Here is a 24,595-nt window from a genome sequence, read left to right on the forward strand (position 1 = left end):
CACGGGACCCTTGGAGGGACGCGTGACTGTCGATGTGGTGCAGGGCGGGAGGAGCCGGTGATGTCCGGTAGCCGTACGGGCCGTCCTCCGGTCCAGCGGGCGGTCAGACGGCCGGCGGCCCCCCGGCCGCCGCGCGACAACCCCGTACGACGGCTCTTCACGCGCGCGCGGAAGGCCTGGGACCGTCCGCTGACCGCGTACTACCTGATCCTCGGCGGCAGCGTGCTGATCACCGTGCTGGGTCTGGTGATGGTCTACTCGGCCTCCCAGATCACCGCGCTCCAGCTCTCGCTGCCGGGGTCGTACTTCTTCCGCAAGCAGTTCCTGGCCGCGGCCCTCGGCGGCGGGCTGCTGTTCGCCGCCTCCCGGATGCCGGTGAAGCTGCACCGCGCGCTGGCCTACCCGATCCTCGCCGGTGCCGTCTTCCTGATGGTCCTGGTGCAGGTGCCGGGGATAGGGATGGCGGTCAACGGCAACCAGAACTGGATCTCGCTCGGCGGCTCCTTCCAGATCCAGCCCAGCGAGTTCGGCAAGCTCGCCCTGGTGCTGTGGGGCGCCGACCTGCTCGCCCGCAAGCACGACCGGAAACTGCTGACCCAGTGGAAGCACATGCTGGTACCGCTGGTGCCGGTCACCTTCCTGCTGCTCGGGCTGATCATGCTCGGCGGCGACATGGGCACCGCGATCATCCTCACCGCGATCCTGTTCGGGCTGTTGTGGCTGGCGGGCGCGCCGACCCGGCTGTTCGTCGGGGTGCTGTCGGTCGCCGGGGCGATCGGGGTGCTCCTGATCAAGACCAGCCCCAACCGCATGGCCCGCCTCGCCTGCATCGGCGCCACCGAGCCCCGCTCCGGGGTCGCCGACTGCTGGCAGGCCGTGCACGGGATCTACGCCCTGGCCTCCGGCGGGATCTTCGGCTCCGGGCTCGGCGCGAGTGTGGAGAAATGGGGCCAACTCCCCGAAGCCCACACCGACTTCATCTTCGCCGTCACCGGTGAGGAACTGGGCCTGGCGGGGACGCTGTCGGTACTCGCCCTCTTCGCGGCTCTAGGCTATGCGGGTATCCGCGTGGCCGGACGCACGGAGGACCCCTTCGTCAGGTATGCCGCGGGAGGCGTGACCACCTGGATCACCGCCCAGGCGGTGATCAACATCGGTGCGGTGCTCGGCCTGCTGCCGATCGCCGGCGTGCCCCTCCCGCTGTTCTCCTACGGGGGATCCGCACTGCTGCCGACCATGTTCGCCATCGGGCTGCTGATCGCCTTCGCGCGCGACGAGCCCGCTGCGCGGGCAGCGCTTGCGATGCGGCAACCCCGCTTTGGTAGAAAACGGGGGGCGGGGGGTTCCGTGCTTGATCGGGGCCCCCGGAGATGGAACACGATGAGACGGCGCGCCTCGGCGGCGCGCTCGTCCGGAGAGCGGTGAATTTCGGTGCATGTCGTACTCGCCGGTGGGGGGACCGCCGGCCACATCGAGCCAGCGCTCGCCCTCGCGGACGCCCTGCGCAGGCAGGACCCGACCGTGGGGATCACGGCCCTGGGCACGGAGCGCGGCCTGGAGACCCGGCTCGTCCCGGAGCGCGGCTACGATCTCGCGCTGATCCCGGCGGTGCCGCTGCCCCGCAAGCCCACCCCCGAGCTGATCACCGTCCCGGGCCGGCTGCGCGGCACGATCAAGGCCGCCGAGCAGATCCTGGAGCGCACCAAGGCGGACGCGGTGGTCGGCTTCGGCGGCTACGTCGCCCTGCCCGGCTACCTGGCCGCCAAGCGCCTCGGCGTGCCCATCGTGATCCACGAGGCGAACGCCCGCCCCGGCCTGGCCAACAAGATCGGCTCGCGCTACGCCGCCCAGGTCGCCGTCTCCACGCCGGACAGCAAGCTCAGGAACGCCCGCTACATCGGCATCCCGCTGCGCCGCTCCATCGCCACCCTGGACCGCGCCGCCGTCCGCCCCGAGGCCCGCGCGCGCTTCGGCCTCGACCCGAACCTGCCCACGCTGCTCGTCACCGGCGGCTCGCAGGGCGCCCGCCGCCTCAACGAGGTGGTGCAGCAGGTCGCTCCCTGGCTCCAGCAGGCCGGGATCCAGATCCTGCACGCGGTCGGCCCGAAGAACGAACTGCCGCAGGTGCACCAGATGCCGGGAATGCCCCCCTACATCCCGGTAAGTTACCTGGACCGGATGGACCTCGCGTACGCCGCTGCCGACATGATGCTCTGCCGCGCGGGCGCGATGACCGTCGCCGAACTCTCCGCCGTCGGGCTGCCGGCCGCCTATGTCCCGCTGCCCATCGGCAACGGCGAACAGCGGCTGAACGCCCAGCCGGTGGTCAAGGCCGGCGGCGGGCTCCTGGTCGACGACGCGGAGCTCACGCCCGAGTGGGTGCAGCAGAACGTCCTGCCCGTGCTCGCCGACCCGCACCGGCTGTACGAGATGTCCCGTGCCGCCGGCGAGTTCGGCCGCCGGGACGCCGACGACCTGCTCGTCGGCATGGTGTACGAGGCGATCGCCTCGCGCCGTTAGGACGATATGCACGGAGGGCAGTGAGCGTGGCCGGACCGACGACCGCCGAGCGCGGTGACCGCCAGCAGGAGTCGTCCGGCCCGCCGCTCGTGCGGCGGTTGCGGAAACCCCGTCTGCCCCGGGTTCGTGTGATCGTCATTCTGGCTGCCGTCCTGGTGCTCCTCGGCGCCGGTTCCGTCTGGGTGCTCTACGGCTCCAAGTGGCTCAGGGTCGACCACGTCTCGGTCTCGGGGACCGTCGTCCTGACGCCCGCCGAGGTGCGGGAGGCCGCCCGCGTGCCGGTCGGGAAGCCGATGGTCTCCGTGGACACCGATGCCATCGAGGCGCGACTGCGCCGGAAACTGCCCCGAATTGACGTGGTGGACGTCGTCCGTTCCTGGCCGCACGGAATTGGGCTGAAAGTGACCGAGCGTGTTCCGGTTCTTCTCATCGAAAAGGGCCGAAACTTCGTCGAAGTGGACGATGAAGGTGTCCGTTTCGCCACGGTTGCGCAGCCGCCGAGACGTGTTCCGACTCTGGAACTGGCCCCGTCCCGGTCCGGTTCGGCCGCCGCGAGCCTGCGCCGTTTCGGCGAGGACGGCCTGGTGCGGGCGGCGGTGCATGTCGCGGGGGACATTCCGGCCACCGTCGCGCGCGACACACAGGTCGTCAAGGTCCGCTCGTACGACGACATCTCGCTGGAGTTGACCGGCGGGCGGACGGTGGAGTGGGGCAGCGACGAGAACGGCCGCGCAAAGGCCCGTACCCTCAACGCTCTCATGAAAGCCGCGTCCGGCGCACGGTACTTCGACGTCAGCGTGCCCACGGCCCCTGCGTCATCAGGGAGTTGACGCACATCAGCGCAGGCCAGCACCCTGGTTGGGCACCGCTATGGCTGATCACATAGGGTGAAAAGAAAAACGGGAGGTTCGGCGTGTTCGTTGAACGGGCGCCACTTGTCGACTTAGTGTCCTGTTCAGAAGACTTCAAGGAACAGACACACTGGTAACCCTAAACTTCAGGGTTAGGGTTCGGGTCGGCGCTACGGACCGTCCCATTCGGCATCAGTCGTCGGATCGCGGCAAGGTCGCGATGCGGCGACACGTAACTCGAGGCGAGAGGCCTTCGACGTGGCAGCACCGCAGAACTACCTCGCAGTCATCAAAGTCATCGGTGTCGGCGGCGGTGGTGTCAATGCCATCAACCGGATGATCGAGGTCGGTCTCAAGGGCGTCGAGTTCATCGCCATCAACACCGACGCACAGGCGCTGTTGATGAGCGACGCCGACGTCAAGCTCGACGTCGGCCGCGAACTCACCCGCGGACTCGGCGCCGGAGCCAACCCGGCCGTCGGCCGCAAGGCCGCCGAGGATCACCGTGAGGAGATCGAGGAGGTCCTCAAGGGGGCCGACATGGTCTTCGTGACGGCCGGTGAAGGCGGCGGCACCGGCACCGGCGGCGCGCCCGTCGTGGCCAACATCGCACGCTCGCTCGGCGCCCTCACCATCGGCGTGGTCACGCGCCCGTTCACCTTCGAGGGACGGCGCCGCGCCAACCAGGCCGAGGACGGCATCGCGGAACTCCGCGAAGAGGTCGACACCCTCATCGTCATCCCGAACGACCGGCTGCTGTCCATCTCGGACCGCCAGGTCTCGGTGCTCGACGCCTTCAAGTCGGCCGACCAGGTCCTGCTCTCCGGTGTGCAGGGCATCACCGACCTCATCACCACCCCCGGCCTGATCAACCTCGACTTCGCCGACGTCAAGTCGGTCATGTCCGAGGCCGGTTCCGCCCTCATGGGCATCGGCTCGGCCCGCGGCGACGACCGCGCGGTGGCCGCGGCCGAGATGGCGATCTCCTCACCGCTCCTCGAGGCCTCCATCGACGGCGCCCGGGGCGTGCTGCTGTCCATCTCCGGCGGCTCCGACCTCGGCCTGTTCGAGATCAACGAGGCCGCCCAGCTGGTCAGCGAGGCCGCCCACCCCGAGGCCAACATCATCTTCGGCGCGGTGATCGACGACGCCCTCGGCGACGAGGTCCGGGTCACCGTGATCGCGGCCGGCTTCGACGGGGGCCAGCCGCCGGCCCGCCGGGACACCGTCCTCGGCTCGTCCTCGTCCTCGGCCCGGCGCGAGGAGCCGGCGCCGGCCCGGCAGCCCGAGAGCCGTCCCTCCTTCGGGTCGCTCGGCAGCGTCACGCCCAAGGAGGAGCCGGAGCCCGCCGCTCCGGAGCCGGTGGCCGAGATCCCGGTCGCTCCGCCGGTGCCGCCGTCGCGGACCTACTCGGACAGCGCGGCCGAGGAGCTGGACGTACCGGACTTCCTCAAGTGATCCTCCTGACGTGATAGGACAGCACGACATCGTGAACGGCGCGCACTTCGCCTTCACCGACCGGTGGGGCGGGGTGAGCGCCGTTCCGTACGAGGAGCTCAACCTCGGCGGCGCGGTCGGCGACGACCCCGACGCCGTTCGGACCAACCGCGAACTGGCCGCCAAGTCACTGGGCCTGGACCCGGCGAACGTGGTGTGGATGAACCAGGTGCACGGGGCCGGCGTGGCCGTGGTCGACGGACCCTGGGGCGAGAACCCGGTGCCCGAGGTCGACGCGATCGTCACGGCGCGGCGCGGACTCGCCCTCGCCGTCCTCACCGCCGACTGCACGCCGGTGCTGCTGGCCGACCCGGTGGCCGGGATCGCCGCCGCGGCCCACGCGGGGCGGCCGGGCATGGCCGCCGGGGTCGTCCCGGCCGCGGTGCGGGCCATGGTGGAACTGGGCGCCGAGCCGGACCGGATCGTCGCCCGCACCGGACCGGCCGTCTGCGGACGTTGCTACGAGGTGCCGGAGGCGATGCGCGCCGAGGTGGCCGCCGTCGAGCCGGCGGCGCACTCCGAGACGAGTTGGGGCACCCCGGCGGTCGACGTGAGCGCCGGAGTGCACGCGCAGCTCGAACGCCTCGGGGTGCGCGACCGGCAGCACTCGCCGGTGTGCACGCTGGAATCGGGCGATCACTTCTCGTACCGACGCGACCGCACCACCGGGCGGCTCGCGGGCTATGTGTGGTTGGACTGATGGGGCATGACGGACCGTAAGGGCGAACTCGCCGCAAATCTGGCGAAAGTGGAGGAGCGCATCGCCGCGGCCTGCGTGGCCGCCGGGCGCGAGCGGGAGGAGGTGACCCTGATCGTGGTCACCAAGACCTACCCGGCGGGCGATGTGCGGATCCTGTCGGAACTCGGTGTGCGCCATGTCGCCGAGAACCGCGACCAGGATGCCGCCCCCAAGGCGGCCGAATGCTCGGACCTGCCCCTTTCCTGGCATTTCGTGGGCCAGTTGCAGACCAACAAGGTGCGATCCGTGGTCGGTTACGCCGATGTCGTGCAGTCCGTCGATCGTTCCAAGCTCGTCACGGCGCTGTCGAAGGAGGCCGTGCGGGTCGGGCGCGAGGTGGGATGCCTGATCCAGGTCGCGCTCGACGCCGGGGCGAGCGAACGGGGGGAGCGCGGTGGTGTGGCGCCGGGCGGAATCGAGGAGTTGGCCGACCTCGTCGCCGGCGCTCCGGGACTGCGGCTCGACGGGCTGATGACCGTGGCACCGCTGACCGGTGAGTACGCCGGGCGCCAACGGGCGGCCTTCGAGCGGTTGATGGATTTGTCGACCGACCTGCGCCGAGCCCATCCTGCTGCGAACATGGTGTCCGCAGGGATGAGTGCGGATCTCGAGGCCGCCGTGGCCGCCGGAGCGACACATGTACGCATCGGCACTGCGGTACTCGGAGTCCGCCCCAAGCTCGGGTAACGTCGCCAAGAAGTCGGACCACAGCAGAAAATATGGTCAATGTCGCCGAAAGGCGGACAGAACGACCTCGTGGATCGCGGGCACTTGGCAGTCGTCAGCCGATCCACCACAGAGCGGAGGACTCAGAGCATGGCCGGCGCGATGCGCAAGATGGCGGTCTACCTCGGCCTCGTGGAGGACGATGGGTACGACGGCCGCGGTTTCGACCCCGACGACGACTTCGAGCCCGAACTGGACCCGGAGCCCGAGCGGGACCACCGACGGCACGAGCCGTCACACCAGTCGCATCAGTCCCAAAGGGACGAATCGGTACGAGTCGTGCAGCCTCCGGCACCGCGCGACCCGATTGCCCACGCCGCTTCGCTCCCCGCGGAATCGGGACGCCCGGCGCGGATCGCGCCCGTGGCATCCATCACACAAGAACGTCAGTCCCTGGAGAAGAACGCACCGGTGATCATGCCCAAGGTCGTGTCGGAACGAGAGCCTTACCGGATCACCACCCTTCACCCCCGGACCTACAACGAGGCCCGTACCATCGGGGAACACTTCCGTGAAGGCACGCCGGTGATCATGAATCTGACTGAGATGGATGACACAGACGCGAAGCGACTTGTCGACTTTGCGGCCGGTTTGGTGTTTGGTCTTCACGGCAGCATCGAGCGGGTGACGCAGAAGGTGTTCCTGTTGTCTCCTGCTAACGTCGATGTCACGGCGGAGGACAAGGCCCGCATCGCAGAGGGCGGGTTCTTCAACCAGAGCTGAGACACACAACCGGAACGAAGCACGAAACAGGGGAGAGTGAAGCACAGGCCATGAGCGTGTTCGCCGAGGTGATCTACATCGCGCTGATGGTGTTCCTCATCGTGCTCATCTTCCGGCTGGTCATGGACTACGTCTTCCAGTTCGCCCGCTCGTGGCAACCCGGCAAGGCCATGGTGGTCGTACTGGAGGCCACCTACACTGTCACCGATCCACCGTTGAAGCTTCTGCGGCGCTTCATCCCGCCGCTGCGTCTCGGGGGCGTGGCGCTCGACCTGTCCTTCTTCGTACTGATGATCATCGTTTACATTCTCATCTCCATCGTGGGAAACCTGATGGGGTGACTGTGGACGAAAGGTCTTGCCGACTGCCGATGACTACGTTGAGGTGAAGAGATGCCGTTGACCCCCGAGGACGTGCGGAACAAGCAGTTCACGACCGTCCGCCTCCGAGAAGGCTATGACGAGGACGAGGTCGATGCCTTCCTCGACGAGGTCGAAGCCGAACTGACCCGTCTGCTCCGCGAGAACGAGGACCTGCGCGCCAAACTGGCCGCGGCCACGCGCGCGGCCGCGCAGAACCAGCAGAACATGCGCAAGCCGCCGGAGCAGGACCAGCAGCAGGGCGGAATGCAGCAGGGCGGAATGCAGCAAGGCGGTATGCCGCAGGGCGGTATGCAGCAGGGCGGCATGCCGCAGCAGGGCATGCGCGGACCCGGCGCTCCGGTACCCGCCGGGATATCGGGCCCGCCGCAGCAGCAGATGGGTGGCCCCATGGGTGGTCCGCCCCAGCTGCCGAGCGGTGCCCCGCAGCTGCCCGCCGGCCCCGGCGGTCAGGGCGGTCCGCAGGGTCCCGGCCCGATGGGTCAGGGTCCGATGGGCCAGGGCCCGATGGGTGGTCAGCCCCCCATGCAGCAGCAGATGGGCGGTCCGATGGGCGGCCCCATGGGCGGTCCGATGGGCGGCCCCGGTCAGGGCCCCGGCGGCGACAGCGCCGCCCGTGTCCTCTCGCTGGCCCAGCAGACCGCCGACCAGGCGATCGCCGAGGCCCGCTCCGAAGCCAACAAGATCGTCGGCGAGGCCCGCAGCCGCGCCGAGGGTCTGGAGCGTGACGCCCGCGCCAAGGCCGACGCGCTCGAGCGGGACGCGCAGGAGAAGCACCGCGTGGCCATGGGCTCCCTGGAGTCCGCGCGCGCCACGCTGGAGCGCAAGGTCGAGGACCTGCGTGGCTTCGAACGCGAGTACCGTACGCGCCTGAAGTCGTACCTCGAGTCCCAGCTCCGTCAGCTGGAGACCCAGGCGGACGACTCCCTGGCCCCGCCGCGGACTCCGGCCACGGCCTCCCTGCCGCCGTCCCCGGCGCCCTCCATGGCCCCGGCCGGCGCGAGCGCCCCGTCCTACGGCGGCAACCAGGGCATGGGCGGTGGGCCGAACCCCGCCGGTCCGTCCTACGGCGGCCAGCAGCAGATGACCCCTGCGATGACCCAGCCGATGGCTCCGGTCCGCCCGCAGGGCCCGTCGCCGATGGGCCAGGCTCCCTCGCCGATGCGCGGGTTCCTGATCGACGAGGACGACAACTGACGGCCGGCACGGTCAGTAGTACGCCCTAGGCGTCGGCAGCGTTCACAGGGCGGAGCCCCGGATGCGATATCCGGGGCTCCGCCCTTTTTACGCGCGTTGGCACGGGCGTTGGGCGGCCACACACCGAGGGCCCGGTCTCCGCGGGGGAGACCGGGCCCTCGTGTCTTCTGCGCGCGCCGTGCGCCTTACGCCTTGCGCAGGCGGAAGGTGAGGGACAGGCCCTCGTCGGTGAACGGCTCGCCGTAGGAGTCGTCCGCCTCGCCCTGGGCGAAGTCGGTGCCCAGGACCTCGTCGGCGATCAGCTCCGCGTGCTCGGTGAGCGCCGCGACGACCGCCGGGTCCGTGGACGTCCAGCGCAGCGCGATGCGGTCGGCCACATCGAGGCCGCTGTTCTTGCGGGCCTCCTGGATCAGACGGATCGCGTCACGGGCCAGGCCGGCCTGGCGCAGCTCCTCCGTGATCTCCAGGTCCAGGGCGACCGTGGCGCCGGAGTCGGACGCCACCGACCAGCCCTCGCGCGGGGTTTCGGTGATGATCACCTCGTCGGGGGCGAGGGTGATCGTCTCACCGTCGACCTCCACCGACGCCGTGCCCTCGCGCAGGGCCAGGGACAGCGCGGCGGCGTCGGCCGCGGCGACGGCCTTCGCCACGTCCTGGACGCGCTTGCCGAACCGCTTGCCCAGCGCACGGAAGTTGGCCTTCGCCGTGGTGTCGACCAGCGAACCGCCGACCTCGGAGAGGGACGCGAGCGCCTCGACGTTGAGCTCCTCGGTGATCTGCGCGTGCAGCTCCGTGTCCAGCGTCTCGAAGCCCGCCACCGCCACCAGCGCGCGCCTCAGCGGCTGGCGCGTCTTGACGCCCGACTCCGCGCGGGTGGCGCGGCCCAGCTCCACCAGGCGGCGGACCAGGACCATCTGCTTCGACAGCTCCGGGTCGATCGCCGACAGATCCGCCTCGGGCCAGGAGGCCAGGTGGACGGATTCCGGGGCGCCGGGGGCGACCGGTACGACCAGGTCCTGCCAGACCCGCTCGGTGATGAACGGGGTCAGCGGGGCCATCAGCCTGGTGACCGTCTCGACGACCTCGTGCAGGGTGCGCAGCGCCGCCTTGTCGCCCTGCCAGAAGCGGCGGCGGGAGCGGCGGACGTACCAGTTGGACAGGTCGTCGACGAACGCCGAGAGCAGCTTGCCGGCGCGCTGGGTGTCGTACGCCTCCAGGGACTGGGTGACCTGGTCGGTCAGCGCGTGCAGCTCGGACAGCAGCCAGCGGTCCAGCAGCGGGCGCTCGGCGGGGGCCGGGTCGGCCTCGCTGGGCGCCCAGTTGGAGGTGCGGGCGTACAGGGCCTGGAAGGCGACCGTGTTCCAGTAGGTCAGCAGCGTCTTGCGGACGACCTCCTGGATGGTGCCGTGGCCCACGCGCCGTGCCGCCCAGGGGGAGCCGCCGGCCGCCATGAACCAGCGCACCGCGTCCGCGCCGTGCTGGTCCATGAGCGGGATCGGCTGCAGGATGTTGCCCAGGTGCTTGGACATCTTGCGGCCGTCCTCGGCGAGGATGTGACCGAGGCAGACCACGTTCTCGTACGACGACTTGTCGAACACCAGGGTGCCGACCGCCATCAGCGTGTAGAACCAGCCGCGGGTCTGGTCGATGGCCTCGGAGATGAACTGCGCCGGGTACCGGCTCTCGAACAGCTCCTTGTTCTTGTACGGGTAGCCCCACTGCGCGAACGGCATCGAGCCCGAGTCGTACCAGGCGTCGATGACCTCCGGCACGCGCGTGGCCGTCTTCTCGCACTGCGGGCAGGCGAAGGTGACCTCGTCGATGAAGGGGCGGTGCGGGTCCAGTCCGGACTGGTCGGTGCCGGTCAGCTCGGTCAGCTCGGCGCGGGAGCCGACGCAGGTGAGGTGGTCGTCCTCGCAGCGCCAGATCGGCAGCGGGGTGCCCCAGTACCGGTTGCGGGACAGCGCCCAGTCGATGTTGTTGTTGAGCCAGTCGCCGTACCGGCCGTGCTTGACGGTCTCCGGGAACCAGTTGGTCTTCTCGTTCTCCGCCAGCAGCCGGTCCTTGACGGCCGTCGTGCGGATGTACCAGGACGGCTGCGCGTAGTAGAGCAGCGCGGTGTGGCAGCGCCAGCAGTGCGGGTAGCTGTGCTCGTACGGCAGGTGCTTGAAGAGCAGGCCGCGCCGCTGGAGGTCCTCGGTGAGCTGTTCGTCCGCCTTCTTGAAGAAGACACCGCCGACCAGCGGGACGGTCTCCTCGAAGGTGCCGTCCGGGCGGACGGGGTTCACGACCGGCAGGCCGTAGGCGCGGCAGACCCTGAGGTCGTCCTCACCGAAGGCGGGGGACTGGTGGACCAGGCCCGTACCGTCCTCGGTGGTGACGTAGTCGGCGTTGACGACGAAGTGCGCCTCGGCCGGGAACTCCACGAGCTCGAACGGACGTTGATACGTCCAGCGCTCCATCTCGGCGCCGGTGAAGGTCTCGCCCGTGAGCTCGAAGCCCTCGCCGAGTGCCTTGCCCACGAGCGGCTCGGCGACGACGAGCTTCTCCGCGCCGTCCGTGCCCTTCGTCGCGACGACGTAGGTGACCTCGGGGTGGGCGGCGACGGCGGTGTTGGAGACCAGGGTCCACGGGGTCGTCGTCCACACCAGGAGTGCGGCCTCCCCGGCGAGCGGACCGGAGGTGAGCGGGAAACGGACGTACACGGACGGGTCGACGACCGTCTCGTAGCCCTGCGCCAGCTCGTGGTCCGACAGACCGGTGCCGCAGCGGGGGCACCAGGGGGCGACGCGGTGGTCCTGGACCAGCAGACCCTTGCCGAAGATCTCCTTCAGCGACCACCAGACCGACTCGATGTAGGCCGGGTCCATGGTGCGGTAGGCGCCGTCGAGGTCCGTCCAGTACCCCATGCGGGTCGTCAGCTCGGCGAAGGCGTCGGTGTGGCGGGTCACGGACTCGCGGCACTTGGCGTTGAACTCGGCGATGCCGTACGCCTCGATGTCCTGCTTGCCGGAGAAGCCCAGCTCCTTCTCGACCGCCAGCTCCACCGGGAGGCCGTGGCAGTCCCAGCCGGCCTTGCGGGCCACGTGGTAGCCGCGCATGGTGCGGAAGCGGGGGAAGACGTCCTTGAAGACGCGGGCCTCGATGTGGTGGGCGCCGGGCATGCCGTTGGCGGTGGGCGGGCCCTCGTAGAACACCCATTCGGGGCGGCCCTCGGACTGCTCCAGACTCTTGGCGAAGATCTTCTGCTCGCGCCAGAAGTCGAGCACCGCGTGCTCGAGCGCGGGCAGGTCGACCTGGGCGGGTACCGGGCGGTACGTCGGCGCTGTCATCAGCGAGCTTCCTCCAACGGACTTGCTGCCTTCCGTCGGAGGGACGAGAGCCGTATGTGCTACGTACGCCGTGTGCGGCGCGCTCCCGCGGTACCACCCTCCTTGGCCCCCGGTGCTTCGTGCGCACCGATGAGCCCCCTCATTGGGGTCGCGATGCCGGTTCTACCGACCGCGGCGGTCCTGCTGCGGCTTTCTTCCGGCGGCTCCGGGGTGATCTTCACGTCGCGCTCGCCCCCGGGCTTCCACCGTCCCCGGGTCGCTCTGGGCTGCGTACGCCGCTACTCGTCCCCATCCACGCTTTTCGCTCCGCCCAGTGTACGGCGCCCCGGGGACAGTGGCAGACGGATTTCCGGAGGGGTGAGATGCCCCGAATGGCGAGGTACGCGTGTTCGGATCCCGGGATGCCCGGCTCGGCGGATTACCCGGCGGGGAGCTGGGCACAACGCATGCAGGCTTGTCGCGCGGGGGTCGCGGGGCGGGCGGATCGGGCGGCGTGCCCCGTTGCCGCGGGACTCAAGTCGATTTATCGTCCCAGCACGATTCGCGTGCAAGATCACAATATGTGAAGGGGCCGCGGCCATGGTGGTGAAGAAGACCGCCGTACAGCAGTCGGCGGCGTCCGGCAGGGCCAGGGGCGCGGGTGCCTCCGGCGGTGTGGGCAACCCGGTGAGGCCGGCGCGGGCGGCCCAGGAGAAGGCGGTCGGGAAACGGACGGCCGGCAAGACGTCGGCGAAGGCGCCCGCGAAGGGGACTGCCGAAGAGGACGCGGCCCGGAAGAGCGTGGCCCAAACGAGCACGGTCCGGAAGACGGCGGTCACGAAGGCGGCCGAGAAGGCCGCGGCCACGAAGACCGTGGCGGCCACGAAGAGCACCGCGAAGAAGGGCGCCGCGAAGAAAACGGTGGCCAAGGAGGCGGGGGCCGGGAAGGCGCGGGCCACTGCCTCGGGGAAAGCTTCGGCCAAGGAATCCTCGGCCAAGGAATCCGGGGGCAAGAAGGTCGTGGCGAGAGGGGTCATCCCCAAGAAGGCCGCGGCGAAGGCGCCCAAGGGCGCGGGGGGCGGGAAGGCGGCGGCCGAGGAGGCCACTCCGAAGAAGACCGCGGCCGAAGAGACCGGCCGGGGGAAGGCTTCGGCAGGGCAATCCGGTGGCACAAAGGTGGTGGCCAGGGAGGTCATCCCCAGGAAGGCCGCGGGGAAGGAGACCGGCCCCGGAAAGGTCCCGGCCGGGGAATCCGGTGGCGCGAAGGTGGTGGCCAAGGGGACGGGGGGCGGGAAGGCGGCGGCCAAAGAGGTCATCCCCAAGAAGGCCGGGGCTAAAGAGGCCAGCCCCGGGAAAGCTTCCGCCGAGGAAACCGGCGGCGAGAAGGTCGTGGCCGAGGGGGCGGAGCACGGGAAAGCGGGGGTCGGCAAGGCGGGGGCTGGGGAATCCGGGGCGGTGGCCAAGAAGGCGGCGGTGAAGGAACCCGGCGCCAAGCGGCCCCGTTCAACGAAGACGGCGGTCGAGAAAGCGGTGGAGGAACCCGGCGCCGAGACAGCACGCGCCGAGGAGAGCGGTGTGGCGGAAAACGGGGTCGCGGAAGTGGGCGTCGGGGAAGCGGTGGGTAAGAAGGCGGGCACCGCGGAGGCGGTGGCCGGGAAGAGTTCGGCCAAGAAGGCGGGCGCGGCGCAGGCCGCGAAGCAGACGGGAGCCACAACGGTGGTTGCGAAGAAGACTCCTGGCACGGCCACGGCGGGGAGTACCGCCGTTCCCAAGGCACGCCTCGCCGCGGTGGAGCCCGGCGAGCTCGCGGTGCGCCCCGGCGAGGACCCATGGACCCTGGAGGAGGTCGAGGAGGCCCGCGCCGAGCTGCAGTCCGAGGAGGCACGGCTCAGCGCCGAGATCACCGCGTCCGAGCAGTCGCTCGTGGGGCTCATGCGGGACTCCGGGGACGGTGCCGGCGACGACCAGGCCGACACCGGTACCAAGAACATCACGCGTGAGCACGAGATGGCGCTGGCCGCCAACGCGCGCGAGATGCTCATCCAGACCGAGCGGGCCCTGGAACGGCTCGACTCCGGCACGTACGGTCTGTGCGAGAACTGCGGCAACCCCATCGGCAAGGCCAGGATGCAGGCCTTCCCCAGAGCCACCCTGTGCGTGGAGTGCAAGCAGAAGCAGGAACGCCGGTACTGACCGCTACCGGGGCCTGCCGTGGCGTGCCGTAGTCTCGTCTGCAGTCAGGCACCTAGGTTGAGGGACTCACGTGGCAGAGGCGGAGCGCATCATCGGTACGCCGGACACCCCGGGCGCGGCCGGAGCGGGAGACGATGAGACCGCGGCGACCGCGGCGATCGCGGAGACGCCGGCCGAGCGGCCCCGGGGCCGGCGCCGGATCGCCGTGCTGTTCTCGGTGGCCGCCTTCGCGTACGCCCTCGACCTGGTCAGCAAGCTGATCGTGGTCGCCAGGCTGGAGCACCACGCGCCGGTCAAGGTCCTCGGGGACTGGCTGGAGTTCACCGCCATCCGCAACCCCGGCGCCGCCTTCAGCTTCGGCCAGGCCTTCACGGTCATCTTCACGGCCATCGCGGCGGCCGTGATCGTGGTGATCATCCGCCTGGCCCGCAAGCTCTACAGCCTGCCCTGGGCGATCGCGCTCGGCATGCTGCTCGGCGGCGCGCTGGGCAACCTCACCGACCGGATCTTCCGCTCGCCGGGGATCTTCGAGGGCGAGGTCGTCGACTTCATCGCGCCCAAGGGCTTCGCGGTGTTCAACCTGGCCGACTCCGCGATCGTCTGCGGCGGCATCCTGATCGTGCTGCTGTCCTTCCGTGGCCTGGACCCGGACGGCACGGTCCACAAGGACTGAGGCCGCGGGAGGCTCGTACGGCGTAGTCCGACCCGTCCGGCATACTCGTCGGGTGAGTACGCTTCCCGAGATCCGAACCCTGCCCGTGCCCGACGGCCTGGAGGGCGAGCGCGTCGACGCCGCCATCTCCCGCATGTTCGGCTTCTCCCGTACCAAGGCGGCGGAGCTGGCCGCCGCGGGCAAGGTCCAGGTCGACGGCGCGGTGGTCGGCAAGTCCGAGCGGGTGAGCGGGGGTGCCTGGCTGGAGGTCGAGATGCCGCAGGCACCCGCGCCGGTGCAGGTGGTCGCCGAGCCGGTCGAGGGCATGGAGATCGTGCACGACGACGACGACGTGGTCGTGATCGTCAAGCCGGTCGGCGTCGCCGCGCACCCCAGCCCCGGCTGGACCGGGCCGACCGTCATCGGCGGGCTCGCCGCCGCCGGGTACCGGATCTCCACCTCCGGCGCCGCCGAGCGCCAGGGCATCGTGCACCGGCTCGACGTCGGCACCTCCGGCCTGATGGTGGTCGCCAAGTCCGAGTACGCGTACACGTCGCTCAAGCGCCAGTTCAAGGAGCGCACGGTCGACAAGCGGTACCACACCCTCGTACAGGGCCACCCCGACCCGACCAGCGGCACCATCGACGCCCCCATCGGCCGCCACCCCCACCACGACTACAAGTGGGCCGTCACCGCGGACGGCAAGGCCTCCGTCACCCACTACGACCTCATCGAGGCCTTCCGCGCCGCCTCCCTGCTCGACGTGAAGCTGGAGACCGGCCGCACCCACCAGATCCGCGTCCACATGGCCGCCCACCGCCACCCGTGCGTCGGCGACCTGACCTACGGCGCCGACCCCACGCTCGCCAAGCGGCTCCGCCTGACCCGCCAGTGGCTGCACGCCGTACGGCTCGGCTTCGAGCACCCCGGGGACGGGCAGTGGGTGGAGTTCGCCTGCGACTACCCGGAGGACCTCCAGCAGGCGCTCGACCAGGTCCGCGAGGAGACCTACGGGTGAGCGGCACGCCGTACGCGGTGCGGGTAGCCGAGAGCCCGGCCGACCGGGAGGCCTGCTTCGCGGTGCGCAAGGAGGTCTTCGTCGGCGAACAGGGCGTGCCCGAGGACATCGAGTACGACGCGTACGACGCCGTGGCCGTGCACCTGCTGGCGGTCCGGGAGGACGGCGTGCCCCTCGGTACCGGCCGGCTGCTGTACGGCGAGGCGGCGGCGGCCAAGACCGGCGGTGACGCCTCGGTGGGCTCGCTGGGGCGGCTCGCCGTGGCCAAGGAGGCTCGCGGGCTGGGCGTCGGGGTGGCCCTGGTGCGGGCCGTCGAGGACGCGGCACGCGCGCGTGGACTGGCGGCGGTGGACCTGCACGCGCAGACGCACGCGCTGGGATTCTACGAGCGGCTCGGATACGAGGCGTACGGGCCGGAATACCCGGAGGCGGGCATTCCGCACCGGGCGATGCGGCGCGCACTGTAGCGCGGACCGCCGCCGGGGCGGTCCCGGACGGCCGGTGAGCAGGGGTACATGGCAGGCTTGGGGGCAGCCGTGTGACGTCGAACCACCGGAGCGCCGGCCGTGGATCAGTTGGCTCTGCTGTTCATCCTGTTGCTCGGGGCCTTGGTGAGCGTGCCGGTGGGGGACCGGTTCGGGCTGCCGGCGCCGGTGCTGATGACGCTGCTCGGAATCGTGCTCGCGGTGGCCGACTTCGTGCCGAACGTGAACATCCCGCCGGACCTGATCCTGCCCGCGCTGCTGCCGCCGCTGCTCTACGCGGCGGTGCGGCGGACCTCCTGGCGGCAGTTCACCGCCAACAAACGGCCGATCTTCCTGCTCGCCGTCGCCCTGGTCTTCGTCACCACGGTGTGCGTGGCGGCCGTCGCCTCCGCGATCGTGCCGGGACTGCCGGTGGCCGCCGCCGTCGCGCTGGGCGCGCTGGTCGCGCCGCCCGACCCGGTGGCCGCGACCGCCGTCGCCGGGCAGCTCGGACTGCCGCGCCGGCTGGTGTCGATCCTGGAGGGCGAGGGGCTGTTCAACGACGTCACGGCCATCGTCCTCTACCACGTGGCGATCGCCGCGGTGGTCGGCGGGAGCTTCTCGCCGTGGGGGGCCGGACTGGACCTGGTGCTGTCCGCGGTGGTCGCCGTCGCCGTGGGGCTGGGGCTCGGCTGGGGCGCCAACCGGCTGATGGACCTGCTGGGGGACGCGACCCTGCAGATCGGTCTGACGCTGCTGGTGCCGTACGCCTCGTACGTGCTCGCGGAGGAGCTGCACGGCTCCGGGGTGCTCGCCGTGCTCACCACCGCGCTCTTCCTCGCCGAGTACGCCTCCGACCCGGACGACGTGATGACGCGGCTCGCCGGGCACACCGTCTGGGACGTGATCGACACGCTCGTCACGGGGGTGGCGTTCGGGCTGATCGGCCTGGAGCTGCACAACGCGATCCGCACGGCGTCCGGGCGGTGGGGCGAGCTGCTCGGCTGGGCGGCGGCGATCCTGGGTGTGGTGGTCTTCGTACGACTGCTGTGGCTGATGCCGGCGACCTGGCTGACAAAGCGACTGCACGCGAGGCGGGACTACGACGAGGACATCCCGATGAGCTGGCGGGAGACCGTCGTGATGTGGTGGGCCGGGATGCGGGGCGTGGCGTCGGTGGCGTTGGCGCTGGCGGTTCCGCTGCGAACCGATGACGGGTCGGCGTTTCCGGACCGGGACGAGATGGTGTTCATCGCCTTCGGGGTGATCATGGGGACGCTGGTGCTGCAGGGGTTGACGCTGCCGTGGCTGGTGAAGCGGCTGGGGGTGCGCTCGGACACGGAGCGCGAGAAGGAGTTCGAGAAGCAGCTGGCCGTGCGGGCGGCGAAGGCGGCGAAGCGGCGGCTGAAGGAGATCGAGGAGATCGAGGAGCTGCCGGAGGAGCTGGCCGAGCAGATGGGGCGGCGGGCGTTCGACATCGGGCTGCGGATCAGTCCGGACATGGGGGAGGACGAGCGGCGGGAGGCGCATCAGCAGCGGGTGCGCAGGCTGAAGCGGGTCCGGCGGATCCAGGGGGAGATGCTCAGCGCCGCGCGACACGAGGTGATGGCGGCGCGAAGTGAGCCCGGGGCGGATCCGGAGATCGTGGACCGGGTGCTGCGGCATCTCGACGTACGCAGTCTGAGATGACCTCCCACTTCGCGCCGCCCGCAGCGGCCGTCCCTGGCCGTCCCTTGCGTCGAGGTATCAGCCCCTCCCCGTCCTCGGCTGCTCATAGGCGCGGCGGTGGACGCCGTCCTGGGAGGGCACATGGGCCCAGTGCGGAGGCAGCACCGCGTCGGCCGTGTTGACGCGGGGCAGGGCGTACGGGTGTTCCGCGTACAGCCAGGTGATCATCTGCTCGCGGACCGTGACCCGTACCGTCCAGATGTCGTCGGCGTCCTTCGCGGTCACCAGCGCGCGGACCTGGACGGTGTTGGGCGTCGAGTCGGTGACCTGGAGGCCGTGGGCACGGCCGTCCCAGGCCGCGCACTCGCGCAGGATGTCGCGGAGCTTCTCGCGCATCGCCTCGATCGGCGCGCTGTGGTCCAGGTGCCAGTAGACGATGCCGGTCATCTGCGGGGTGCCGCGCGACCAGTTCTCGAAGGGATTGGCCGTGAAGTACGACACCGGCATGGTGATCCGGCGCTCGTCCCAGGTCCGCACCGTCAGGAAGGTCAGTGTGATCTCCTCGACGGTGCCCCACTCGCCGTCCACCACCACGGTGTCCCCGATCCGCACCATGTCGCCGAAGGCGATCTGCAGCCCGGCGAACATGTTGCTCAGCGTGGACTGCGCGGCGACACCGGCGACGATGCCGAGGATGCCGGCCGAGGCCAGCAGTGAGGCGCCGGCGGCGCGCATCGCCGGGAAGGTCAGCAGCATCGAGGCGGCGGCCACGACGATGACGATCGCCGAGACCACCCGCATGATCAGCTCGACCTGCGTGCGCACCCGGCGCACCCTGGCCGCGTCCCGATGGGCGCGGGCGTACCGGCTGTAGGACGTCTCGACTATCGCCCCCGCGATACGGATCACCAACCAGGCCGCCGACCCGATCAGCACCAGGGTCAGTGTCCGGCCGATGCCGGCCTGGTGCTGTTCCAGCAGCTTCGCCTGGTCGTACGACCCTCTGAGCATGGCGGAGCAGATCACGAGCTGATAGGGAACGCGCGCACGGCGCAGCAGTCCCCACAGCGGTGTCTCATGGTCTCGTTCGTCGGCCTTGCGCAGCAGCCGGTCCGTGGCCCAGCCGATGGCCAGGGTCACCAGAACCGCGCTGCCGATGACAATCAGTGGGCGGAGAGCGTCCATGCCTGCGAACCTAACCGGCGCTCCGGGGGCATGAACATGTGACTTCGGCGCGTATCTGGGTAGCGCCGGACACGGTCGCAGTCCGTCACTGGCGCACCGGCTGGCACCATGGCCTCATGAACATCATGCTCTTTCACTCGACCTACGGCCTCAGGCCCGCGGTGCGCCGGGCCGCGGACCGGTTGCGTGCCGCGGGGCACGAGGTGTGGACGCCGGACCTCTTCGAGGGGCGTACGTTCGACACGGTCGAGGAGGGCATGGCCTTCAACGACGAGGTCGGCAAGGACGAGCTGCTGAAGCGGGCCGTACTGGCCGCAGCGCCGTACTCCGAGCGAGGACTCGTCTACGCGGGGTTCTCGCTCGGCGCCTCCATCGCGCAGACCCTCGCGCTCGGCGACGAGAAGGCGCGCGGGCTGCTGCTCCTGCACGGCACCTCGGACCTCGCGCCGAACACCTCCGTGGACGACCTGCCGGTGCAGTTGCACGTCGCCGAGCCGGATCCGTTCGAGACGGACGACTGGCTGTCCGCCTGGTACCTGCAGATGGGCCGGGCGGGCGCCGACGTGGAGGTGTACAGATACGCCGGGGCCGGTCACCTCTACACCGACCCCGACCTGCCGGACTACGACGAGGAGGCCGCCGAGGCCACCTGGCGGGTGGCGCTCGGCTTCCTCGAATCGCTCTAGCCGGCGGCTACACCGGGTCGTAGGTCCGCTCGACCTTCTGGGTGCCGCTGCGCGTGCGGTAGGAACGCGCCCAGGTGGAGGTGGCGTTCGTGTCCGCGCGGTCGGACAGCACGTAGTAGTCCATCTGCGCGCGGTCGGCGGTGATGTCCAGGACGCCGTAGCCGTGCCGGTCGGTGTCGACCCAGTGGACGTGCCGGTTGGCGGCCTTGATGATCGGGGCGGCGACGGCGGAGACGGTGCCCTCGGGGACCTTCACGATGTCGTCGAGGTTGTCGGAGGTGACCGAGGTGACCACGAACTCGGTGGCCGCCGACGCGGACAGCGGGTAGGTCCCGGCGTCCACCGGCACGTCGTTGGCCCACGCCATGTGGATGTCACCGGTCAGGAAGACGGTGTTGCCGATGGCGTTGGAGCGCAGGTGGGCCAGCAGTTCGCGCCGGTCGTCGGTGTAGCCGTCCCACTGGTCGGTGTTGAGGGCGAGGCCCTCCTGGGGCAGTCCGAGCAGCTTGGCCAGCGGCTTGAGCAGGTCGGCGGAGAGGGAGCCGATGGCGAACGGCGAGATCATCACCGAGTTGCCGACCAGCCGCCACTTGGTGTCGGAGGCCTTCAGCCCGGCCTTCAGCCAGTCGAGCTGGGCGCGGCCGGTGAGCGTGCGGTCCGGGTCGTCGACCGAGCCGTTGCCGACCTTGACCTGCTGCGAGCGGAACGAGCGCAGGTCCAGCAGGGAGAGGTCGGCGAGCTTGCCGAAGCGCAGACGGCGGTAGGTGGTGCCGGCGATCGCCGGGCGTACCGGCATCCACTCGAAGTAGGCCTGCTTGGCCGCCGCCTGACGGGCCGCCCAGGTCCCCTCGGCGCCCTCGGTGTGGTTCTCGGCGCCGCCCGACCAGGTGTCGTTGGCGAACTCGTGGTCGTCCCAGATCGCGATGACGGGCGCCTTGGCGTGCAGGGCCTGCAGGTCGGGGTCGGTCTTGTACTTGCCGTGCCGGGTGCGGTAGTCGGCGAGTGTGAGGATCTCGTGGGTGGGCGCGTGCTGCCGTACGACGGTCCCGCGCGTGCCGTACTCGCCGGTGCCGTACTCGTAGATGTAGTCGCCGAGGTGCAGCCAGGCGTCGAGGTCGCCGCGGGCCGCGAGGTGACGGTACGAGGAGAAGTAGCCGGCCTCCCAGTTGGCGCAGGAGACGACGCCGAAGCGCAGGCCCGTGACGGCGGCGTCCGCCGCCGGCGCGGTGCGGGTGCGCGCCGCCGGGGAGTCGGTGCCGCCGGCCGAGAAGCGGAACCAGTAGTCGGTGGCCGGTTCCAGGCCGCGGATGTCGGCCTTGACGGTGTGGTCGGAGGCGGCCGTGGCGGTGGTGGAGCCCTTGGCGACGACGGTGGTGAACGCCTTGTCCTTCGCGACCACCCAGCTCACCTCGGTGTCCGCGCCGAGCCCGGAGCCGGGTATCGCCTCGGCGGCGGGCGTCACCCGGGTCCACAGCAGGATGCCGTCGGGCAGCGGGTCGCCGGAGGCTACGCCGTGCAGGAAGGCGGGCGTGTCCGTGGCGGCCCGGGCCGGGAGCGCGGCGGCGAGCGGGCCGGCCAGGACAGCGGTGGCCGCCGCGGCCTTGACGACCGTACGGCGGCGCGGGGAGAGGGAGTTGAGGCCCTCGGACGATGTGGAGGCTCTGTATCGACTGGTCACGGCCGATCAGGTTACTGATCGGTACGCAAAAAGGGCAGGCGAACTCACAAAGTTCGCCCGCCCTTTACGCAGTGGCTAGGCCTTGAGGGCCGCCCCGACCAACGAGTTGAACTCGGCCACCGTCATCGGCGGGTTGCCGTCGGGCCGGCCGTTGGTGGTGAGCTTCTTGCCGTTCATCACGAAGCTCGGCGTCCCCGTCACCCCGTCCTTGTTGGTGTTGAAGGTGTTCGACATGGCCACGGCCCAGGCGTCGTACGTGCCCTTCTTCACCGCGTTCTGGAAGGCGGTGTTGCCCTTCAGCGCGGAGACGGTGTCGGCGACCTTGATGAGGTAGGCGTCGTCCTTGAACTTGTCGGTCGTCTCGTCCGGGTGCCACTTCGCCGAGTACAGCGCGGCCTTGTACTCGATGAACGCCTCCGGGCTGACGTTCAGCGCGGCGCCCATCGCGCTCAGCGCGTTCTTGGAGCCCTGGCCGTTGTCCTTGTCGTCGATGAACGTGCCACCGATGTACTGGATCTTGAACTTGCCGTCGTCGACGTCCTTCTTCACGGTGGAGCCGACGGCCTGCTCGAACTGGGCGCAGACGGGGCAGCGCGGGTCCTCGTAGACCTTGAGGGTCTTCTTGGCGCTGCTCTTGCCGATGACGAGGGTGGTGCCCTTCGCGCCCGTGGTGTTGGCCGGGGCGACGACCTTGGCGTCCTTCAGACCCGCCCAGTAGCTGGGCTTGTTGGCCTGGACGACGGCGTAGCCTATGCCGCCGGCCGCCGCCAGTACGGCCACGACCGAACCGGCGACGATGGCCTGCCGCTTGGCCTTGTCGCGCTTGGCCTGGCGCTCGCGCTCCTGGCGCAGCCGCTCGCGGGCCGCCGTCTTCGCCGCCGCGCTGTTCCGCTTGCTCATGTGATGCTCTCCGTAGGGACGCGCGCACAGATGAAGTGCGCGGGGATGTTCATGGGGGCCGTGCTCGGGTGGTGCCGCTCAGACGAGGGCGGCCCGGCGCGGCGGTCCGCGCCGTCCCAGGGAGTGCGTGAGCAGCAGGTCGCGGGCGATGGCCGTACGGCGGACCGGGCGGGAGGGGCGACGCACCTTCGGGACCCGTCGTACCGCCCCCGAGGCGACCGCGAGCAGCAGCGGCCGGAACGTCGTCGCGCCCACCGCGCGCACCACCTGGCCCAGCGCCCGCTCGCCCCGGCGCAGCCAGGCGGCGGCGAGCAGCCCGACGCCGACGTGCGCGGCGAGCAGCAGCCAGGCGGTCGCCGGGTCGGCGTGGGCCAGCAGCAGGGCGAGCCGGTCGGTGTCCGTGCCGGTCACCCGTGCGAGGGGGGTACCGACACCGCTGCCGTTGCCGCACAGCACGTCCCAGCCGACCGAGCGCAGCGGGCCCGCGACCGGGCCGCCCGCCCGGCCGTAGCAGACGTGCTGGCCGGTGGTGAAGACGGTGTCGGCGGCCAGCTCCAGCGGGATCAGCAGGGCGGCGATCCTGGCGAAGCCGCGCTCGCGGCCCGCCAGGGCGTAGGCGAGGACGAACACGGCGACCGCGACCGCGGCCACCGTGTTCACCGGCAGCGGGACCCGGGACAGCAGCACGTGCGACGCGGTGCTGAGGGTCACGACCAGTGCCGTGAACAGCGCCGCGCGTACGGCTCTGAGCTGGATCCGGGATATGTCCATAGTCGGGGAGAGTGTGTCACGCGCCGCTGTAAGAGACCCCTAAAGGGCGCCTGTGAGCGGCCGGTCGGTTACAGGCCTGGAATCCGGCCGTTGCGGAACAGGTCGACGAAGATCTGGTGGTCGGCACGCGCGCGTGCGCCGTACCCGTGCGCGAAGTCGGTCAGCAGCTGGGCGAAGCCCTCCTCGTCCGCCGCGATCGCCGCGTCGATGGCCCGCTCGGTGGAGAACGGCACCAGGGACTCGCCGGAGGTGTCGTCGGCCGCCGCGTGCATCGTGGCGGTGGCCCGGCCGAGGTCGGCGACGACCGCCGCGATCTCCTCCGGGTCGTCGATGTCGCTCCAGTCCAGGTCGACCGCGTACGGCGACACCTCGGCGACCAACTGGCCCGCGCCGTCCAGCTCGGTCCAGCCCAGCCACGGGTCGGCGTGCGCCTGGAGGGCGCGCTGGGAGATCACCGTGCGGTGGCCCTCGTGCTGGAAGTAGTCACGGATCGCCTGGTCGGTGATGTGCCGGGAGACGGCCGGGGTCTGGGCCTGCTTGATGTAGATCACCACATCGTTCTCCAGGGCGTCGCTGTGGCCCTCCAGGAGGATGTTGTACGACGGCAGACCGGCCGACCCGATGCCGATGCCGCGCCGCCCGACGACGTCCTTCACCCGGTACGAGTCCGGGCGGGCCAGCGAGGTCTCCGGGAGCGTCTCCAGATAGCCGTCGAAGGCGGCCAGCACCTTGTAGCGGGAGGCCGCGTCCAGCTCGATGGAGCCGCCGCCCGGGGCGAAGCGGCGCTCGAAGTCGCGGATCTCGGTCATCGAGTCCAGCAGCCCGAACCGGGTCAGGGAGCGGGCGTCACGCAGCGCGTCCAGGAGGGCGCCCTGGGCGGTGTCCAGGGTGAAGGGCGGCACCTCGTCGCGCTTGGCGCCGGTCGCCAGGGCGTGCACGCGCTCGCGGTAGGCGGCCGCGTAGACCCGGACCAGCTCGGTGATCTGGTCGTCGCCGAGCGCCTTCGCGTACCCGATGAGGGCGATGGAGGCGGAGAAGCGCTTCAGGTCCCAGGTGAACGGGCCGACGTACGCCTCGTCGAAGTCGTTGACGTTGAAGATCAGGCGGCCGGTGGCGTCCATGTACGTGCCGAAGTTCTCGGCGTGCAGGTCGCCGTGGATCCACACCCGGGACGTCCGCTCGTCGAGGTACGGGCCGCCCCGCTTCTCGGCGTCGAGGTCGTGGTAGAAGAGGGCCGCCGTGCCCCGGTAGAACGCGAAGGCCGAGGCCGCCATCTTCCGGAACTTCACCCGGAACGCGGCCGGGTCGGCGGCCAGGAGCTCGCCGAAGGCGGTGTCGAAGACGGCGAGGATCTCCTCGCCGCGCTGCTCGTCGTTGAGCTGGGGAACCGACATCGCTGGGTGCCTCCTGGTACGGGTGGTACGTGACATGTAGGG

At 70.5% G+C, this 24,595-nt stretch carries 21 protein-coding genes; 15 read left to right on the top strand and 6 right to left on the bottom strand.

Annotation, left to right across the window (positions count from 1 at the left end):
• Positions 1–60: 60 nt before the first annotated feature.
• From ftsW to ACZ7L0_RS09565, 9 genes are all read left to right on the top strand, one after another.
• Entirely contained in the window at positions 61–1,425 is a 1,365-nt protein-coding gene (gene ftsW, locus ACZ7L0_RS09525) for a putative lipid II flippase FtsW (RefSeq protein ID WP_471241856.1), read from the top strand.
• A 6-nt stretch (positions 1,426–1,431) separates the two neighbouring features.
• Positions 1,432–2,520, top strand: coding sequence for an undecaprenyldiphospho-muramoylpentapeptide beta-N-acetylglucosaminyltransferase (gene murG / locus ACZ7L0_RS09530; RefSeq protein WP_471241857.1), 1,089 nt, complete (start codon positions 1,432–1,434; stop codon positions 2,518–2,520).
• A 26-nt stretch (positions 2,521–2,546) separates the two neighbouring features.
• A complete protein-coding gene (locus ACZ7L0_RS09535) occupies positions 2,547–3,350 on the top strand; it encodes a cell division protein FtsQ/DivIB (protein ID WP_471241858.1) in 804 nt (267 codons plus the stop codon).
• Positions 3,351–3,629: 279 nt separating this feature from the next.
• Positions 3,630–4,829 carry a cell division protein FtsZ gene (ftsZ, locus tag ACZ7L0_RS09540; protein WP_471241859.1) on the top strand — a complete coding sequence of 400 codons (1,200 nt, stop codon included), beginning with the start codon at positions 3,630–3,632 and terminating at the stop codon, positions 4,827–4,829.
• Between the two features lie 10 nt (positions 4,830–4,839).
• The gene (pgeF, locus tag ACZ7L0_RS09545) at positions 4,840–5,568 is read left to right on the top strand and encodes a peptidoglycan editing factor PgeF (protein WP_471241860.1); all 729 of its coding nucleotides are present in this window, start codon (positions 4,840–4,842) and stop codon (positions 5,566–5,568) included.
• 6 nt (positions 5,569–5,574) lie between these two features.
• Positions 5,575–6,294, top strand: a complete 720-nt coding sequence (locus tag ACZ7L0_RS09550) for a YggS family pyridoxal phosphate-dependent enzyme (RefSeq protein WP_471241861.1) — start codon at positions 5,575–5,577, stop codon at positions 6,292–6,294.
• Between the two features lie 129 nt (positions 6,295–6,423).
• The gene (locus ACZ7L0_RS09555) at positions 6,424–7,056 is read left to right on the top strand and encodes a cell division protein SepF (RefSeq protein WP_471241862.1); all 633 of its coding nucleotides are present in this window, start codon (positions 6,424–6,426) and stop codon (positions 7,054–7,056) included.
• A 50-nt stretch (positions 7,057–7,106) separates the two neighbouring features.
• A complete protein-coding gene (locus tag ACZ7L0_RS09560) occupies positions 7,107–7,397 on the top strand; it encodes a YggT family protein (protein WP_471241863.1) in 291 nt (96 codons plus the stop codon).
• 51 nt (positions 7,398–7,448) lie between these two features.
• On the top strand, positions 7,449–8,633 hold the full coding sequence (locus tag ACZ7L0_RS09565; RefSeq protein WP_471241864.1) for a DivIVA domain-containing protein: 1,185 nt from the start codon (positions 7,449–7,451) through the stop codon (positions 8,631–8,633).
• 185 nt (positions 8,634–8,818) lie between these two features.
• Here the strand turns inward: ACZ7L0_RS09565 and ileS are convergent, their stop codons facing one another.
• Complete coding sequence (gene ileS, locus ACZ7L0_RS09570) at positions 8,819–11,965, bottom strand: isoleucine--tRNA ligase (protein ID WP_471241865.1); 3,147 nt, start codon at positions 11,963–11,965, stop codon at positions 8,819–8,821.
• 579 nt (positions 11,966–12,544) lie between these two features.
• Between ileS and ACZ7L0_RS09575 the strand changes: the two genes are divergently transcribed.
• The 5 genes from ACZ7L0_RS09575 (at position 12,545) to ACZ7L0_RS09595 (ending at position 17,960) form a co-directional block, all read left to right on the top strand.
• On the top strand, positions 12,545–14,137 hold the full coding sequence (locus ACZ7L0_RS09575; protein WP_471241866.1) for a TraR/DksA family transcriptional regulator: 1,593 nt from the start codon (positions 12,545–12,547) through the stop codon (positions 14,135–14,137).
• Between the two features lie 70 nt (positions 14,138–14,207).
• A complete protein-coding gene (lspA, locus tag ACZ7L0_RS09580) occupies positions 14,208–14,810 on the top strand; it encodes a signal peptidase II (RefSeq protein ID WP_471241867.1) in 603 nt (200 codons plus the stop codon).
• Positions 14,811–14,862: 52 nt separating this feature from the next.
• Positions 14,863–15,807, top strand: a complete 945-nt coding sequence (locus tag ACZ7L0_RS09585) for an RluA family pseudouridine synthase (protein ID WP_471241868.1) — start codon at positions 14,863–14,865, stop codon at positions 15,805–15,807.
• Positions 15,804–16,274, top strand: a complete 471-nt coding sequence (locus ACZ7L0_RS09590; RefSeq protein ID WP_471241869.1) for a GNAT family N-acetyltransferase — start codon at positions 15,804–15,806, stop codon at positions 16,272–16,274. The genes ACZ7L0_RS09585 and ACZ7L0_RS09590 overlap by 4 nt, the downstream gene beginning before the upstream one ends.
• A 99-nt stretch (positions 16,275–16,373) precedes the next feature.
• Positions 16,374–17,960 carry a Na+/H+ antiporter gene (locus tag ACZ7L0_RS09595; RefSeq protein ID WP_471241870.1) on the top strand — a complete coding sequence of 529 codons (1,587 nt, stop codon included), beginning with the start codon at positions 16,374–16,376 and terminating at the stop codon, positions 17,958–17,960.
• 57 nt (positions 17,961–18,017) lie between these two features.
• Here ACZ7L0_RS09595 and ACZ7L0_RS09600 read toward each other — a convergent pair whose 3' ends face one another.
• Positions 18,018–19,124 (bottom strand): mechanosensitive ion channel family protein, encoded by a 1,107-nt coding sequence (locus tag ACZ7L0_RS09600; RefSeq protein WP_471241871.1) that lies wholly within the window; start codon positions 19,122–19,124, stop codon positions 18,018–18,020.
• Between the two features lie 116 nt (positions 19,125–19,240).
• Here ACZ7L0_RS09600 and ACZ7L0_RS09605 point away from each other — a divergent pair, with 116 nt between their 5' ends.
• A complete protein-coding gene (locus ACZ7L0_RS09605; RefSeq protein ID WP_471241872.1) occupies positions 19,241–19,810 on the top strand; it encodes a dienelactone hydrolase family protein in 570 nt (189 codons plus the stop codon).
• 7 nt (positions 19,811–19,817) lie between these two features.
• Here ACZ7L0_RS09605 and ACZ7L0_RS09610 read toward each other — a convergent pair whose 3' ends face one another.
• The 4 genes from ACZ7L0_RS09610 to ACZ7L0_RS09625 form a co-directional block, all read right to left on the bottom strand.
• Entirely contained in the window at positions 19,818–21,488 is a 1,671-nt protein-coding gene (locus ACZ7L0_RS09610; protein WP_471241873.1) for an alkaline phosphatase D family protein, read from the bottom strand.
• 75 nt (positions 21,489–21,563) lie between these two features.
• Positions 21,564–22,388, bottom strand: coding sequence for a thioredoxin domain-containing protein (locus tag ACZ7L0_RS09615; RefSeq protein ID WP_471241874.1), 825 nt, complete (start codon positions 22,386–22,388; stop codon positions 21,564–21,566).
• 78 nt (positions 22,389–22,466) lie between these two features.
• The gene (locus ACZ7L0_RS09620; protein WP_471241875.1) at positions 22,467–23,159 is read right to left on the bottom strand and encodes a hypothetical protein; all 693 of its coding nucleotides are present in this window, start codon (positions 23,157–23,159) and stop codon (positions 22,467–22,469) included.
• Positions 23,160–23,227: 68 nt separating this feature from the next.
• Positions 23,228–24,553 (bottom strand): DUF2252 domain-containing protein, encoded by a 1,326-nt coding sequence (locus tag ACZ7L0_RS09625; protein WP_471241876.1) that lies wholly within the window; start codon positions 24,551–24,553, stop codon positions 23,228–23,230.
• Positions 24,554–24,595 lie beyond the last annotated feature (42 nt).

The sequence above is a fragment of the Streptomyces sp. NPDC039424 genome, from assembly GCF_055639495.1.